The sequence below is a fragment of the Enterobacter sp. T2 genome (assembly GCF_010692925.1).
Classification (GTDB): domain Bacteria; phylum Pseudomonadota; class Gammaproteobacteria; order Enterobacterales; family Enterobacteriaceae; genus Enterobacter; species Enterobacter kobei.
Genome location: NZ_CP048736.1, coordinates 3,172,708 through 3,187,852, shown reverse-complemented (window position 1 = coordinate 3,187,852; position 15,145 = coordinate 3,172,708). Strand labels below are relative to the sequence as shown.

The following is a 15,145-nucleotide window of genomic DNA, read 5'->3' as shown; positions in this document are numbered from 1 at the left end:
CATGTCAGTGAGGGTACGCCTTTAACATACCACTCAATAATACCTTTTAAATACCTTTGTGGCGATTGTTTGATCAATGTAACAGTTTTGTTGTACACGAATCGAGCCAGCAGATTGTGCTGAAAAAAAATGCAAAGGGTGGAAAATCGGTTAAGTCGGTACCAGGCTTAGTCTGCCCATAAAAAATGGGACGGGATAAACACACACCGACACGATGTCGGATTTACGGGAGTATCACATGACTGATATTGCGCAGTTGCTTGGCAAAGACGCCGACAGCCTTTTACAGCATCGTTGTATGACCATTCCAGCCGACCAGCTTTACCTGCCTGGTCATGACTATGTTGACCGGGTGATGGTGGATAACAACCGTCCGCCAGCGGTTCTGCGAAATATGCAAACGCTCTATAACACCGGACGACTGGGTGGCACCGGCTATCTCTCTATTCTGCCGGTAGACCAGGGCGTTGAACACTCGGCGGGTGCCTCCTTTGCCGCGAATCCGCTCTATTTCGATCCGAAGAACATCGTTGAACTGGCGATAGAAGCGGGCTGTAACTGCGTGGCGTCCACCTACGGCGTGCTGGCCTCCGTCTCGCGTCGCTATGCCCACCGCATTCCGTTCCTCGTGAAGTTGAACCACAACGAAACCCTCAGCTACCCAACCGAATATGACCAGACCCTCTACGCCAGCGTCGAGCAGGCGTTCAATATGGGGGCGGTGGCCGTTGGCGCGACGATTTACTTTGGCTCTGAACAGTCCCGCCGTCAGATTGAAGAGATCTCTGCGGCGTTTGAGCGTGCGCACGAGCTGGGTATGGTCACCGTGCTGTGGGCGTACCTGCGTAACTCAGCGTTCAAAAAAGACGGGGTAGATTACCACGTCTCCGCTGACCTGACCGGGCAGGCGAACCATCTGGCCGCGACCATCGGCGCGGATATTGTGAAGCAGAAAATGGCCGAGAATAACGGTGGCTATAAAGCGGTCAACTTCGGCTATACCGACGATCGCGTCTACAGCAAGCTGACCAGCGAAAACCCAATCGACCTGGTGCGCTACCAGCTGGCGAACTGCTATATGGGCCGCGCGGGGCTGATCAACTCCGGCGGGGCTGCAGGGGGCGACACTGACCTGTCAGATGCGGTGCGTACAGCGGTTATTAACAAACGCGCGGGCGGCATGGGGCTGATCCTGGGCCGTAAGGCGTTTAAGAAATCGATGGCCGACGGCGTGAAGCTGATCAATGCGGTTCAGGACGTCTATCTGGACAGCAAAGTAACGATTGCCTGATCTGAGGACGAAACGTAGGCCGGGTAAGGCGTAGCCGCCACCCGGCAATACAATCAGCGCAAAAGCACACAGTCCGGCGGCAATCTGCACTGCAGCGCGCCGGGCAATACCTCAATGCGGAACTGCGTCCCGCTCAGCGGTTCGCCGTCGAGATTAAAGGTCATCCCGTGCGGGGCATTCACCTCAAACCATGCCGATTTCCCGGCAATAATATTCGGGCTCTCTTCGGGCTGCGTCAGCGTGGTAAACAGCGCGGGCAGCAGGCCGTCACCTGTGAAAATACGTAGCTGGAGCTGACCGTCATTGATCAGCGCCTCTGGGCAGAGCTGCTGTCCGCCGCCTGCCTGACGGCCATTGCCAATCCCAATCACCAGCGCATCTCCCTGCCAGTGAAAATCCTCGCCATGAATTTCGCAGCGGTCTGGCTTAAGGGTATCCATGCGCATCAGACCGTGGATCAGATAAGACACGCCGCCCAGCGCCGCCTTCAGCTTTTCCGGCGTTTCGCTGGTGATGCGCGTGCCAAATCCGCCCGTCGCCATATTAATAAAGCAGGTTTTGTCATTCACCTGGGCAATATCCACCGCGGTGGCTTTGCCAAGGATGGCCAGCTGGAGTGCTTTCTCTAAATCTTCCGGGATCCCGGCGCTGGTGGCGAAATCATTGGCGGTGCCGAGCGGTAAGATGCCCATCACCGGGCGGTCAGCCGGGGGAAGGTCGATAAGCGCAGAGGCGATCTCATTGATGGTGCCGTCGCCGCCGCCGGAAATAATAGTGCTGACGCCTAACGTTAAGCCTTCATGGATATAGCGTGCCGCGTCGCCCTTTTCCCAGGTTACCCGCACGTGGATACGTGCGCCATCGTCACGCAACCCCTGAATTGCCTGACGCAACAGATCGTTGCCTGCACTTTTGCCATTGAGAATCAATAAACTGTCTGGATAGGTTGCCATCCGCGCTGCTCCCTTTTTTAGCGTTAGTAAGAGTGTATAGCAGAGCGGCAAAAAGCGGGTAAGAACAGGATGAAAGGCAAAAAATAAGCCCGCGTAAGGGAGATTACGCAGGCTAAGGAGGTGGTTCCTGGTACAGCTAGCATTTATGGGTTATGTTTTTCAGCGGGGGGATAATACCCGTATTGAACGAAGCGGTATGTGATCCGATTCTAAGAATTATCCCACCGTGAAAAAATTCCCCTGATTAACTATTTACCGTGTGGGTTTCGGGTGCTTTCACCGTTGAAATTACGCATCAGCAGCGCGAATTTCAGCTCCACCTCTTCCGGAACCGGCAGCCAGACGGTATGACCGTCACCCGGGGCAACCTCAATCGCTTCGCCTTTACCGTTTTCCAGATGCTCCAGCGTGAAGTTCATATTGCCCTGCGGGGTCATCAGCTCCAGGCTGTCGCCTTTGGTGAACTTATTTTTCACCGCCACGGCCGCCAGTGCGCCCTTACGCTCGCCGGTGAAGTCACCGACAAACTGCTGACGCTCGGAAACCGAGTAGCCGTGCTCATAGTTCTGGTAGTCATCGTGAGTGTGACGACGCAGGAAGCCTTCGGTATAGCCGCGGTGCGCCAGACCCTCCAGGGTTTCCAGCAGGCTGGTATCGAACGGTTTACCGGCTGCCGCATCGTCGATGGCTTTGCGGTAGACCTGCGCGGTACGCGCGCAGTAGTAGTAGGATTTGGTGCGGCCTTCGATCTTCAGGGAGTGCACACCCATCTGGGTCAGGCGCTCAACGTGGGCGATAGCGCGCAGATCTTTCGAGTTCATGATGTAGGTGCCGTGTTCGTCTTCAAAGGCGGTCATGTACTCGCCCGGACGTTTGGCTTCTTCAATCATAAACACGCTGTCGGTTGGTGCGCCGATGCCCAGCGTCGGCTCAACGTTGGTCACCGGGATCGGCTCATGTTTGTGGACGATGTTGCCGATGTCGTCCTCTTTGCCTTCCTGGACGTTGTATTCCCAGCGGCAGGCGTTGGTGCAGGTACCCTGGTTCGGGTCGCGCTTGTTGATATAGCCGGAAAGCAGGCAGCGGCCGGAGTAGGCCATGCACAGCGCGCCGTGAACGAAGATTTCGATTTCCATATCCGGCACCTGAGTGCGGATCTCTTCGATCTCTTCAAGGGACAATTCGCGAGACAGGATAACGCGGGTCAGCCCCATCTGCTTCCAGAACTTCACCGTCGCCCAGTTGACGGCGTTAGCCTGTACCGATAGGTGAATATCCATCTCCGGGAAGTTCTCCCGAACCAGCATGATTAAACCCGGGTCCGACATGATCAGCGCGTCCGGCCCCATATCCACCACCGGCTTCAGGTCACGGATGAACGTCTTCAGCTTGGCGTTGTGCGGCGCGATGTTGACCACCACGTAGAATTTTTTGCCAAGGGCGTGCGCTTCGTTGATGCCGAGCTGCAGGTTCTCGTGGTTGAATTCGTTGTTACGCACGCGCAGCGAGTAGCGAGGCTGGCCCGCGTAAACGGCGTCGGCACCATAGGCGAAAGCGTAACGCATATTTTGCAGCGTTCCCGCCGGGGAAAGGAGTTCCGGTTTAAACATGTTTGTTCTCGTTCTGATGACAGGTCAGATCCGCATGCACCAGGTGCAGCGGTAAGGGGAGATCCCCCACTTTAAGGGCGGGCATTGTAGCGCTGAGGGGCAGGGAGGTAAAGTGATTGTGCCGGGTGGCGGCTTCGCCTTACCCGGCTTACGTTGACCCGCGGCGGACTAGGCTATCCTGCACGCATCCGCTTCCCAGCGGTACCCCACGCCATACACCGCGCGGATAAACGACTGCTCGGCGTCCAGCGCCTCCAGCTTGCGGCGCAGGTTTTTGATGTGGCTGTCGATGGTGCGGTCAGTCACCACGCGGTAATCATCGTACAGATGGTTCAGCAGCTGTTCTCGGGAAAATACCTTCCCGGGCTCATGAGAGAGGGTTTTCAGCAGGCGGAATTCGGCAGGCGTCAGGTCCAGCAGCTTACTGCGCCAGCTTGCCTGGAAACGGCTTTCGTCGACAATCAGCGGGCTTTGTGCATCCAGCACCTGCAGTTCGCGCTGCGGTTTGCAGCGGCGCAGAATGGTTTTCACCCGGGCGACCACTTCACGCGGGCTGTAGGGCTTGCAGATGTAATCGTCCGCGCCGATTTCGAGCCCCAGCAGGCGGTCAATCTCTTCAATTTTGGCGGTGACCATGACGATCGGCACGTCGGAGAAGCGACGAATTTCCCGGCACAGGGTCAGGCCATCGGTACCCGGTAGCATCAGGTCCAGCAGGATCAGGTCCGGCGGCGTCTGGCGCACGTACGCCAATACCTGGTCGCCGTGGCTTATCAGTGACGGGGCATAGCTGGCCGCGCGTAAATAGTCGATCAGCAGTTGCCCCAGCTTGGGTTCGTCTTCGACAATCAAAATACGTGGCGTGTTTTCGTCAATCGGTAACTCGGTCATGCTTCTCTCGATAAATCCCGTTCCAGAGGTAACTCTACTGTAATGCTAACCCCGCCAAAAGGCGAATGGGCGGCGCGGATCGTCCCATTATGCGCCTCGACGATGTTAACGCAAATCGCCAGCCCCAGGCCGGATCCGCCGCTGGCGCGGTTGCGGGAGCCTTCGGTCCGGTAAAAACGTTCGAACAGCTTGTCCAGCTGTGCATCCTGCACCCCTGGAGCGGAATCGGCGAAGGTGAGGGCAAAGCGCCCGTTTTCTTGTCTGCCGGAGATATGCAGCCCGCCGCCGCTGTCGGTATAGCGCAGGCTGTTTTCCAGCAGATTATTGAAGAGCTGCATCAGACGGTCTTTGTCGCCAAACACCACCGCGCTGTCCGGCAGGGAGAGATCGATCTTCAGGTTGCGGCTGGCAAACCGTTCCCGGAAGGCGCCGCTGGCAACTTCAAGCACGTTAATCACATCAACCGGCGCCTTCTGGTAGGCCAGTGCACCTTCGTCGGACATAGAGAGCTGGTGGAGGTCATCCACCAGCTTGGTGAGTGTGCCCACTTCCGCCTGCAAAGAGGCCACCGATTCAGGCGTAAACTGACGCACGCCGTCCTGAATGGCTTCCAGCTCGCCGCGCAGGACCGCCAGCGGCGTGCGCAGTTCGTGAGAAATATCGGCCATAAAGTCACGTCGCATCTGCTGGTTTTTCTCCAGCGTGCTGGCGAGCTGGTTAAAGTCCTGCGCCAGCCGGCCGAGTTCGTCCTGGCTACGGGTATCGACGCGGGTGGTGAAATCCCCGGCGGCCAGCTTGTGCGTCCCTTCCACCAGCCGCTTTACCGGGGCGAGCAGACCGCGCGCCAGCGGGAAGGTGGCGAGCGCGGCGAGCAGGGTGGAGAGGGCGACAATCAGCCAACTGGTCCGGCGCTGCTGGCGGTCAAAGTTGATGTCGGTATTGCGCGTCAGGCGCTCCACCGGGGAGGCGATAACCCAGCCGACGGTGGCGTTATTGACCTTAATCGCCCGCCGGGTACCGTCAGGCGGAATCGGCGCGCGCGGGCCAACCAGCGTGCGCATCTCCTGGTCAATGACCCAAAACTGGGTGCGCCAGCCGTGCGGCGGCATGCCCGGGCCGGGACGATCGTCCCCGGTATCGTGCTCCAGCGAGCGCAGGATCTGGAAAATAAATCGGTCATTGTTGCGCAGAAAACGCCAGTTGCCGTGCTGGGCGTACTGCTCGCCCAGCGCATCGCTTAAGCCCTGCAGACGCTGCTCGTTGCCGTGCTTAATGTAATCAATAAAACCTCGCTCAAAGCTGACCCGCACGGCCCAGTGCATGGTGATCAGCAGGACGATACAGGTGGCGAAGATCGCCACAAAGAGCTTGCCGGTGATCCCCGGTCGCCAGAATTTCATGAGCCACTCCTTTTGCCGCGCCTAATCACGACGTTCTTGCTGGTATCATCCGGCACTCTGGCGAAGATGAATGCGGGCAGGGCGATGATGACCGCCATGCTGAAATACGTATATAAAAAGATCTGATGCGCCACCGGCGTATCGACGCTGAGATGGTGCTGGCCGTACATGCCGAGCAGCAGTCCGGCGATCGTCACCCCCACGCTCATGGAGAGCTGCATGATCATCGACAGCAGGCTGTTGCCGCTGCTCGCCAGTTCGTCCGGCAGATCTTTCAGCGTCAGGGTATTCATCGACGAGAAACGCATGGAGTTGATGATTCCCTGGCAGAACAGGACCAGCGGCAGAATGTAGAACCAGCCCATTAACGCCACGGCCATGAACAGCAGGCTCACCAGCGCCAGCCCCAGCGTGGCGGCCACCAGCACGTGACGATAGCCAAAACGGTTCACCACCTGCACTACGATGCGCTTCATGCCCATGCTGCCGAGCACCATCGGGATCATCATCAGGCCCGCGTGAAACGGTGAAAATCCCATCCCGATTTGCAGAAAAACGGGGGTCATGAACGGCAACATGCCGCTGCCAATACGTCCGGCAAAACTTCCCAGCAGTCCCAGACGGTAGGTCGGGTTTTTAAACAAATTCAGGCTGAACAAGGCCCGATCGTTTCCTCTGGCATGCCACAGGTACCACAGAATCGCGGTGATGCCGAGGGCGACCAGAACACCGAGCATGAGGGAAGAGATCCCCAGCCCCTTTTGTCCGTCGAGCGCGAGGGTGAGCGTGGCCATGCCCGCTGCCAGCAGAATGAAACCGAAGAAATCGAAGCGACGCGTCTGCATTGTGTAGTTCGGCATCAGCGCCAGGGTGGCAATCGCGCCGATGATGCCTACCGGCAGGTTGATTAAGAAAATCCAGTGCCACGAGGCGTACTCCACCAGCATCCCGCCCAGCGCCGGGCCCAGCAGCGGCCCCACCTGGCCGGGCAGGGTGACAAAGGTCATCGCCGCCATGTACTGCTCGCGCGGGACAATCTTCATCACCGTTAACCGCCCGACGGGCACCATCATCGCCCCGCCAACACCCTGCAGCACGCGCGCCATGACCAGCTGGTCGAGGGTACTGGCCTGAGCGCAAAACAGCGAGCCGGTGGTGAACAGCACGATGGCGGTAAAGAAGATATTTCGCACGCCCACTTTGTCCGCCAGCCAGCCGCTGGCAGGCAGCATGACGGCAACCGTCAGCACGTAGGCGACAATCACCATATGCATATGCAGCGGGCTCTCCCCCAGGCTTTTCGCCATGGAGGGGAGGGCGGTGTTGACGATGGTCGTGTCCAGCGACTGCATAAAGAAGCCGAAGGCGACTATCCATAACTGCCAGCGAACGTTAGCGGGGAGGTCGGTCATTTACTCGGTCACCGTGGATCTGTTTTTACGCGAAAAACGCAGCCGCAGGCGGTCGAAGAAAAGATAGACCACCGGCGTGGTGTACAGCGTCAGCAGCTGGCTCATCACCAGGCCGCCGACAATGGTGATCCCCAGCGGCTGGCGCAGTTCAGACCCGTCGCCGCCCGAGACAACCAGCGGCAACGCACCAAACAGTGCCGCCAGGGTGGTCATCATGATCGGACGAAAACGCAGCAGGCACGCCTGGAAGATCGCCTCTTCCGGGGAGAGATTGCCATTACGCTGGGCGTCCAGCGCGAAGTCGACCATCATAATCGCGTTTTTCTTCACGATACCGATCAATAGCATGATCCCGATGAGCGCGATAAGGCTGAATGGCGCACCAAACAGCTCAAGCGCCAGCAGTGCCCCCACGCCCGCGGAGGGTAGCGTCGAGAGAATAGTCAGCGGGTGAACGTAGCTCTCATACAGGATACCCAGCACAATGTAGACCGTGGCGATGGCGGCCAGAATCAAAATCACCTGCGAGTTCATCGTCTCCTGGAACACCTGCGCGGTGCCGGCAAAACTGCCGCGCACGGTGGACGGCACGCCGAGCTGCGTCATCGCACGGTTGATCGCATCGCTGGCTTCGGAAAGCGACGAACCGGCGGGGAGGTTGAAGGAGATGGTCGACGCCGCTGACAGCCCCTGGTGGTTTACCGACAGCGGCGCGTTGGCTGGCTGCCAGCTGGCAAAGTAGGAGAGCGGTATCGCCTTTCCATCGTTGTTAATCACAAACATTTTGTCCAGGGCGCTGATGTCCTGTGTATAACGCGGATCCACCTCCATCACCACCTTGTACTGGTTCATCGGCTGGTAGATGGTCGAGATCTCGCGCTGGCCGAAGGCGTTGTTTAGCAGGCTGTTGGCGGCCTCAACGTTGATGCCCAGCCGCGACATGGTTTCGCGGTCGTAGGTCAGGGCCATCTCGGCGCCGTTGTCCTGCTGATCGGAGTTCACGTCCGCCAGATCCGGCAGGGCGGCCAGCGCCTTGCGGATCTTCGGTTCCCACTCGCGCAGGGCGGCCAAATCATCCGAGAGCAGCGTGTACTGATAGCTGGCGTTAGCCTGACGCCCGCCGACGCGGATATCCTGAACGGCCATCAAAAACAGGTTGGCACCCGGCTCTTTGGCGAGCTTGACCCGCAGGCGGTCGATCACCTGCTGGGCGGTTTCATTGCGCTCGCTGCGCGGTTTGAGGGTGATAAACATCATCCCGCTGTTGACGCGCGATCCGCCGGTAAAGCCGGTGACGTTATCCACGGCGTTGTCTTCACGAATGATCTTCATAAAGTCCTGCAGCTTGCCGCGCATCGCCTGGAACGAAATGCTCTGGTCCGCCTGAATGCCGCCCATCAGCACGCCGGTATCTTGCTCCGGGAAGAAGGTTTTCGGGATGGTGATATACATCCAGACGTTGAGCACAATGGTGCCGATGAGCACCAGGCCGACAAGCCGGGTATGGTTGAGCACCCACTTCAGCGATTTGCCATAGCCTTCCTGCATCGCCATCAGGAAACGGCCAAAGCCTTTGCGACGCGGCTGGGAGTGCGGCTTGCTGCGCTTGAGCATCCACCCGCACATCATCGGCGTGAGCGTCAGCGAAATCAGCAGCGAGATGCCGATGGCGACCGAAAGCGTGACGGCAAACTCCCGCAACAGCCGACCCGGCAGGCCGCCCATCAGCAGTAGCGGCAGGAACACCGCCACCAGGGACAGGCTCATGGAGAGCACCGTAAAGCCCACCTCGCGCGTCCCCTGCAGCGCGGCCTGAAGCGGCTTCACGCCCGCTTCCAGATGGCGGGAAATGTTCTCCAGCACCACGATAGCGTCATCCACCACAAAACCCGTCGCAATGGTCAGGGCCATCAGCGACAGGTTATTGAGGCTAAACCCGCACAGGTACATGGCGGCAAAGGTGCCAATAAGCGACACCGGCACGGCCACCGCCGGGATCAGCGTCGCCCGACCGGAGCGCAGGAACAGGAATACCACCAGGATCACCAGCGCGACGGAGATCACCAGCGTCTGCTCCACCTCCTCAAGCGAGGCGCGAATGGTCGGGGAACGATCCTGGGCAATTTGCAGATCGATCGCGGCCGGGATAGTCTCCTGCAGCTCCGGGAGGCGGGCGCGAATGCTGTTCACCGTCTCAATAATGTTCGCTTCCGGCAGCTTGCGAATCATCAGCAGGATAGCCGGTTTGGCGTTGGTCATCCCGGCGTTGCGTACGTCCTGCACGGAGTCCGTCACGCTGGCGACATCGCTTAAGCGTACCGCCGCGCCGTTGTTGTAGTGAATAATCAACGGCTGATATTCAGCTGCAGTTTTCAGCTCGTCGTTGGTGTGGATCTGCCAGCGGTGGCTGCTGTCCTCAACCGCCCCTTGCGGTTTGCGCACGTTGGCGTTGCTGATGGCGGATCGCACATCGTCCAGCGACACGCCCTGATTGAACAGCGCCTGCGGGTTTAATCCCACGCGCACGGCGGGCAGGGAGCTGCCGCCGACGCTCACGTCACCGACGCCGTTAATCTGTGAGATCGTCTGCGCCAGTTGGGTGGACGCAAAGTCGTAAAGCTGCCCCTGAGAATAGGTATCGGAGGTCAGCGTCAGGATCATGATCGGCGCATCGGACGGGTTGGCCTTGCGGTAGGTCGGGCGGCTCGGCATCCCGCTCGGCAGCAGGCTTTGCGCGGCGTTGATGGCGGCCTGCACGTCGCGCGCTGCGCCGTTAATATCCCGGTCGAAGCTGAACTCCAGAATGATGCGCGTACTGCCGAGTGAACTGCTGGAGGTCATCTCGTTGACCCCTGCAATCCGCCCGAGCGAGCGCTCCAGCGGCGTGGCGACGGATGACGCCATGGTTTCCGGTGAGGCGCCCGGCAGCGAGGCGCTGACCATGATCACCGGGAAATCCACCTGCGGCAGGGGGGCCACCGGCAGTAGCCGGAAACCGAGCACGCCGCAGAGGGTGATGGCGAGCGAGATTAATATTGTCGCCACCGGGCGATAAATGAAGAGGGCGAAAAACTTCACTTACGCCTCCTCTTCACGTTTCGGGAAGCGGCTTTTCGTCCACAGCGCCAGACGGTCAAACAGCAGATAAATCACCGGTGTGGTGAACAGGGTCAATACCTGGCTCACCAGCAGACCGCCGACCATGCCTATTCCCAGCGGGCGGCGCAGCTCCGCGCCGACACCGGTGCTGAGCATCAGCGGCAGTGCGCCAAGCAGGGCCGCCAGCGTGGTCATCAGGATCGGACGAAAACGCAGCAGACAAGCCTGGAAGATAGCCTCACGCGGCGACATGCCCTGCTCACGTTCGGCGGCCAGCGCAAAGTCGATCATCATGATGGCGTTTTTCTTCACGATCCCAATTAACAGGATGATGCCGATAATGGCAATCACGTCCAGCTCGCTGCCCGCCAGCATTAATGCCAGCAGCGCCCCCACGCCTGCCGTCGGCAGGGTAGAGAGGATGGTGATCGGGTGGATAAAGCTTTCGTACAGCACGCCGAGCACGATGTACATTGCCACGACGGCGGCGACAATCAGCCAGAGGGTGTTGCCCAGTGCGGCCTGGAACGCCAGCGTGCTGCCCTGGAACTGGGTCTGAATATCGGACGGGAAGCTGAGCGCTTTTTCAGCCGCCTGGATCGCCTCCACCGCTTCGCCGAGCGAATAATTGTCCGACACGTTGAAGGAAATCGTGGTGGACGGGAACTGATCCAGGTGGTTAATCGACAGCGGGGTATAGCGCTCTTCCACCGTGGCGATAGCGCTTAACGGCACAATCCCCCCGTCTTTGCTGGTCAGGCGCACCGAATCCAGCCCGGCCAGACCGGGTGTATTTTCCGTGTTGTGCTCCAGTACCACGCGGTATTGATTCGCCTGGGTGTAGATGGTGGAGATCAGTCGCTGCCCAAACGCGTTATACAGGGCGTTATCCACGTCCGCCATGGTAATGCCGAGACGGCTTGCCGTGTCGCGGTTGACGTTCACATAGGCGGCCAGCCCTTTGTCCTGCCAGTCGCTGCTTACATCGTTAAGTTGCGGCAGGGTTTTTAGCTTATCGACCAGCTGCGGCACCCAGGTGCTGAGGGCATCCAGCGTGGTGGCCTGCAGCGTAAACTGGTACTGCGTGCGGCTGACCTGGGTATCAATGGTCAAATCCTGTATCGGTTGCAGATAAAGCTCCACGCCCGGGACGCGAGCGACGGCGCTTTGCAGCCGTTCAATAACGGCATTGACGCGATCGTCACGCTCATCCAGCGGTTTGAGGTTGATCTGCAGACGGGCGCTGTTCAGCGACGGGTTGGTGCCGTCGACGCCAACGTAGGACGTCAGGCTCTCTACCGCCGGGTCTTTCATGACGATCTCAGACACCTGCTGCTGACGCTGCGCCATATTGGCGAAGGAGACCGACTGCGGCGCCTGCAGGGTTCCCTGAATAATGCCGTTGTCCTGAATCGGGAAGAAGCCTTTCGGGATAAAAATCCACAGCATCACGCTGAGCGCCAGCGTGCCAAGCGCCACGCCGAGCGTGGCCCATGGATGGTTCAGCACTTTGGCCAGCACGCGACCATACGCCGCAATGATCCGTTCGAACATCCGCTCGGAGGCGCGCGAGAAGCGGTTTTGCTTACGCAGGGACGCGTGGCTCAGCATGCGGGCGCACATCATCGGCGTCAGGGTCAATGACACCACGGCGGAGATCAAAATGGCCACCGCCAGCGTGACGGCAAACTCGCGGAACAGTCGCCCGATGATATCGCCCATAAACAGCAGCGGGATCAGCACGGCAATCAGCGAGAAGGTCAGCGAGATAATGGTAAAGCCGATCTCACCCGCCCCTTTCAGCGCCGCCGCCAGCGGTTTTTCGCCTTTCTCGATATAGCGCGAGATGTTCTCGATAACCACGATGGCGTCGTCCACCACGAAGCCGGTGGCGATGGTGAGCGCCATTAGCGTCAGGTTGTTGATTGAAAAATCGAGGAACACCATCACCGCAAACGTGCCAACCAGCGAGAGCGGCACGGCGACGGTGGGAATAATGGTTGCCGGGACGTTGCGCAGGAACAGGTAGATAATCATCACGACCAGGGCAATCGCCAGCATCAGTTCGAACTGAGTGTCGGTGACCGACGCGCGAATGTTCGTGGTGCGGTCGGAAAGCACCTTCACGCTGACCGACTTCGGCAGGCTTTCGATCAGCTGCGGCAGCATGGTGCGAATGCTGTCGGCGGTTTCGATGATGTTGGCGCCCGGCTGGCGCTGGACGTTCATTACGATCGCCTGCTGCTTGTTCGCCCATGCGCCAAGCCAGCTATTCTCCGCCCCTTGCTCCACCGTCGCCACATCGCCCAGACGCACCGGGGCGCCGTTCTGGTAAGCAATAATCAGCTGACGGTATTCATCCGCGGACTGCATCTGATCGTTGGCAGAGAGCGTGACGGCGCGGGTTGGGCCGTCCAGCGAGCCTTTTGCCGAATTAACGTTGGCGCTGCTGATGGCGGTGCGGATGGTTTCACTGGTCAGCCCCAGTGCGGCAATCGCCTGCGCATTAAGCTTAACGCGCACCGCCGGGCGCTGCCCGCCCGCCAGCGTGACGAGACCGACGCCGGAGACCTGAGAAATCTTTTGCGCCACGCGGGTCTCGACCATGTCTTCCACCTGCGTCATTGGCATGGCGGAGGAGGTGACGGCAAGCGTCATGATCGGCGGATCCGCCGGGTTTACTTTGCTGTAGACCGGCGGGTTAGGCAGGTCCGACGGCAGCAGGTTGGTGGCCGCATTGATGGCGGCCTGAACTTCCTGCTCGGCGACATCCAGCGACAGCGTCAGCTGGAACTGTAGCGTCACGACAGAGGCCCCGCCGGAGCTTTGGGAGGACATCTGCTTCAGGCCCGACATCTGCCCAAACTGGCGCTCCAGCGGGGCGGTGATGGCGGACGTCACCACGTCCGGGCTGGCGCCGGGATAAAGCGTCACCACCTGAATGGTGGGGTAATCCACTTCCGGCAGCGCCGAGACGGGCAGGAAGCGGTAGCCGATAATCCCGGCCAGCAGGATCGCCACCATCAGCAGCGTGGTGGCGACAGGACGGAGGATAAACAGGCGTGACGGCCCACCTGTAGCGACGGGAGGCATAACCTGCATCAGGAGGCCGCTCCCTGTTTCGCAGGTTCAACCACTTCCACTTTCGCCCCTTCGGTCAGACGGTCGATACCGTCGGTGACCACGCGGTCGCCAGCGGAAAGCCCGGCGCTGATTACCACCGTCTGACTGTCCTGAATCCCGGTTTTCACCAGATGCTTACTGACTTTGTTTTCACTGTTCAGTACCCAGACAAAGTTGCCTTCGTTACCCATCTGCAGCGCGGCGGTGGGGATCACCACCGCGTTCTCTTCGGTCGCGACCAGCATTCGCGCGTTGACGAACTGGTTCGGGAAGAGGGCATCGTCCTGGTTGTTAAAGCGCGCCTTCAGCTTAATGGTGCCGGTCGTGGTGTCGATCTGGTTATCCAGGCTGAGCAGGGTTCCTTCGCTGAGCTTCTGTTTATTGGTGCGGTCCCAGGCTTCCACCACCAGGCCTTTCCCGGCTTTTTGCGCCTGAATGACCGTCGCAATGTCGCTTTCCGGCAGGGTAAAGACTAAATCAATCGGGTGAGTCTGAGTGATCACCACGATGCCCGTGGTATCTCCGCTGGAGATTTGGTTGCCGATATCGACCTGCTTCAGACCAACCCGCCCGTCAATCGGTGCGGTGATGCGGCTCCAGTCGAGCTGTAACTGGGCGCTGGCCACGGCGGCTTCGTCGGCTTTGATGGTGCCCTGCGTTTCGCTAACCAGCGACTGCTGTGTGTCCAGCTCCTGGCGGGAGACCAGATTGGTTTTTACCAGCTGCTGATAGCGCGCTAAATCACGCCGGGCGTTGGCAAGGGTGGCTTTGTCTTTCGCGAGCTGTCCCTGCGCCTGGGCGAGGGCCACCTTAAACTGGCTTGGGTCGATCTCTGCCAGTAAGTCACCGGCCTTAACCTGCTGACCTTCCTGGAAGTGGATTGCAATGAGCTGGCCATCGACGCGGCTACGCACCGTGGCGGTGTTAGCGGCGGTAATGGTTCCGAGCCCCGTCAGATAACGCGGAACGGCTTTACTCACCGCCGTAGCTGCCTGAACCGGCGCCAGCGCACCGCCTCGCATACCGTGACGGCCGCCACCTGCCGGGCGCTGTGATGCGCTGTTGGCACCGGCGGGTGCGCCAGAGTTTGCGGATTGGCTGTGCCAGTACCAGGCGGCGGCAAGTGCCACCACAATGATGCCAGCGGCGATTGCCCAGCGGGATTTATTACGGCCTTTCATCGTTATACGTTCTCATCCTGAATACTTCGGGGAATGATACTAGTTTAGTCAGGCAACACAGCGGAAAAATGGAGGAAATATGGAAGACTGTCTGGAATTGTCTGAGTGTGGTGCTTTTTTTCGCCGGGTGGCGCTTCGCTTACCCGGCCTACGGTGCGAGGGTTTTGTGGGCCGGGTAAGGCGAA

Annotated in this window: 9 protein-coding genes; 1 reads left to right on the top strand and 8 read right to left on the bottom strand. The window is 59.4% G+C overall.

The window, feature by feature from the left end; genetic code table 11:
• Positions 1-238 precede the first annotated feature (238 nt).
• Positions 239-1,291 carry a class I fructose-bisphosphate aldolase gene (fbaB, locus tag G0034_RS15430; protein ID WP_014170857.1) on the top strand — a complete coding sequence of 351 codons (1,053 nt, stop codon included), beginning with the start codon at positions 239-241 and terminating at the stop codon, positions 1,289-1,291.
• 53 nt (positions 1,292-1,344) lie between these two features.
• On the opposite strand, the gene yegS is transcribed toward fbaB, so the two are convergent.
• The 8 genes from yegS to G0034_RS15390 all read right to left on the bottom strand — a co-directional run bounded on the left by yegS (position 1,345) and on the right by G0034_RS15390 (position 14,960).
• Positions 1,345-2,244, bottom strand: a complete 900-nt coding sequence (gene yegS, locus G0034_RS15425) for a lipid kinase YegS (RefSeq protein WP_023330892.1) — start codon at positions 2,242-2,244, stop codon at positions 1,345-1,347.
• Between the two features lie 248 nt (positions 2,245-2,492).
• The gene (trhP, locus tag G0034_RS15420; RefSeq protein ID WP_008500866.1) at positions 2,493-3,854 is read right to left on the bottom strand and encodes a prephenate-dependent tRNA uridine(34) hydroxylase TrhP; all 1,362 of its coding nucleotides are present in this window, start codon (positions 3,852-3,854) and stop codon (positions 2,493-2,495) included.
• 168 nt (positions 3,855-4,022) lie between these two features.
• The gene (gene baeR, locus G0034_RS15415; protein ID WP_014884522.1) at positions 4,023-4,745 is read right to left on the bottom strand and encodes an envelope stress response regulator BaeR; all 723 of its coding nucleotides are present in this window, start codon (positions 4,743-4,745) and stop codon (positions 4,023-4,025) included.
• Positions 4,742-6,145: an envelope stress sensor histidine kinase BaeS gene (gene baeS, locus G0034_RS15410; RefSeq protein WP_023330891.1), complete on the bottom strand. Its 1,404-nt coding sequence runs from the start codon at positions 6,143-6,145 to the stop codon at positions 4,742-4,744. Before baeS ends, baeR begins: the two co-directional genes overlap by 4 nt.
• Positions 6,142-7,557 (bottom strand): MFS transporter, encoded by a 1,416-nt coding sequence (locus G0034_RS15405; RefSeq protein ID WP_179121073.1) that lies wholly within the window; start codon positions 7,555-7,557, stop codon positions 6,142-6,144. Before G0034_RS15405 ends, baeS begins: the two co-directional genes overlap by 4 nt.
• The gene (gene mdtC / locus G0034_RS15400; protein WP_117581226.1) at positions 7,558-10,635 is read right to left on the bottom strand and encodes a multidrug efflux RND transporter permease subunit MdtC; all 3,078 of its coding nucleotides are present in this window, start codon (positions 10,633-10,635) and stop codon (positions 7,558-7,560) included.
• On the bottom strand, positions 10,636-13,758 hold the full coding sequence (locus G0034_RS15395) for an MdtB/MuxB family multidrug efflux RND transporter permease subunit (RefSeq protein WP_179121072.1): 3,123 nt from the start codon (positions 13,756-13,758) through the stop codon (positions 10,636-10,638).
• Positions 13,758-14,960 carry an MdtA/MuxA family multidrug efflux RND transporter periplasmic adaptor subunit gene (locus G0034_RS15390; RefSeq protein ID WP_047027437.1) on the bottom strand — a complete coding sequence of 401 codons (1,203 nt, stop codon included), beginning with the start codon at positions 14,958-14,960 and terminating at the stop codon, positions 13,758-13,760. Before G0034_RS15390 ends, G0034_RS15395 begins: the two co-directional genes overlap by 1 nt.
• Positions 14,961-15,145 lie beyond the last annotated feature (185 nt).

What these genes read in the sequence shown, in the direction of transcription:
- G0034_RS15395 (WP_179121072.1), bottom strand. Translation starts at nt 13,758, where the DNA reads ATGCAGGTTATGCCTCCCGTCGCTACAGGTGGGCCGTCACGCCTGTTT.
- trhP (WP_008500866.1), bottom strand. Translation starts at nt 3,854, where the DNA reads ATGTTTAAACCGGAACTCCTTTCCCCGGCGGGAACGCTGCAAAATATG.
- G0034_RS15405 (WP_179121073.1), bottom strand. Translation starts at nt 7,557, where the DNA reads ATGACCGACCTCCCCGCTAACGTTCGCTGGCAGTTATGGATAGTCGCC.
- baeR (WP_014884522.1), bottom strand. Translation starts at nt 4,745, where the DNA reads ATGACCGAGTTACCGATTGACGAAAACACGCCACGTATTTTGATTGTC.
- G0034_RS15390 (WP_047027437.1), bottom strand. Translation starts at nt 14,960, where the DNA reads ATGAAAGGCCGTAATAAATCCCGCTGGGCAATCGCCGCTGGCATCATT.
- fbaB (WP_014170857.1), top strand. Translation starts at nt 239, where the DNA reads ATGACTGATATTGCGCAGTTGCTTGGCAAAGACGCCGACAGCCTTTTA.
- yegS (WP_023330892.1), bottom strand. Translation starts at nt 2,244, where the DNA reads ATGGCAACCTATCCAGACAGTTTATTGATTCTCAATGGCAAAAGTGCA.
- baeS (WP_023330891.1), bottom strand. Translation starts at nt 6,145, where the DNA reads ATGAAATTCTGGCGACCGGGGATCACCGGCAAGCTCTTTGTGGCGATC.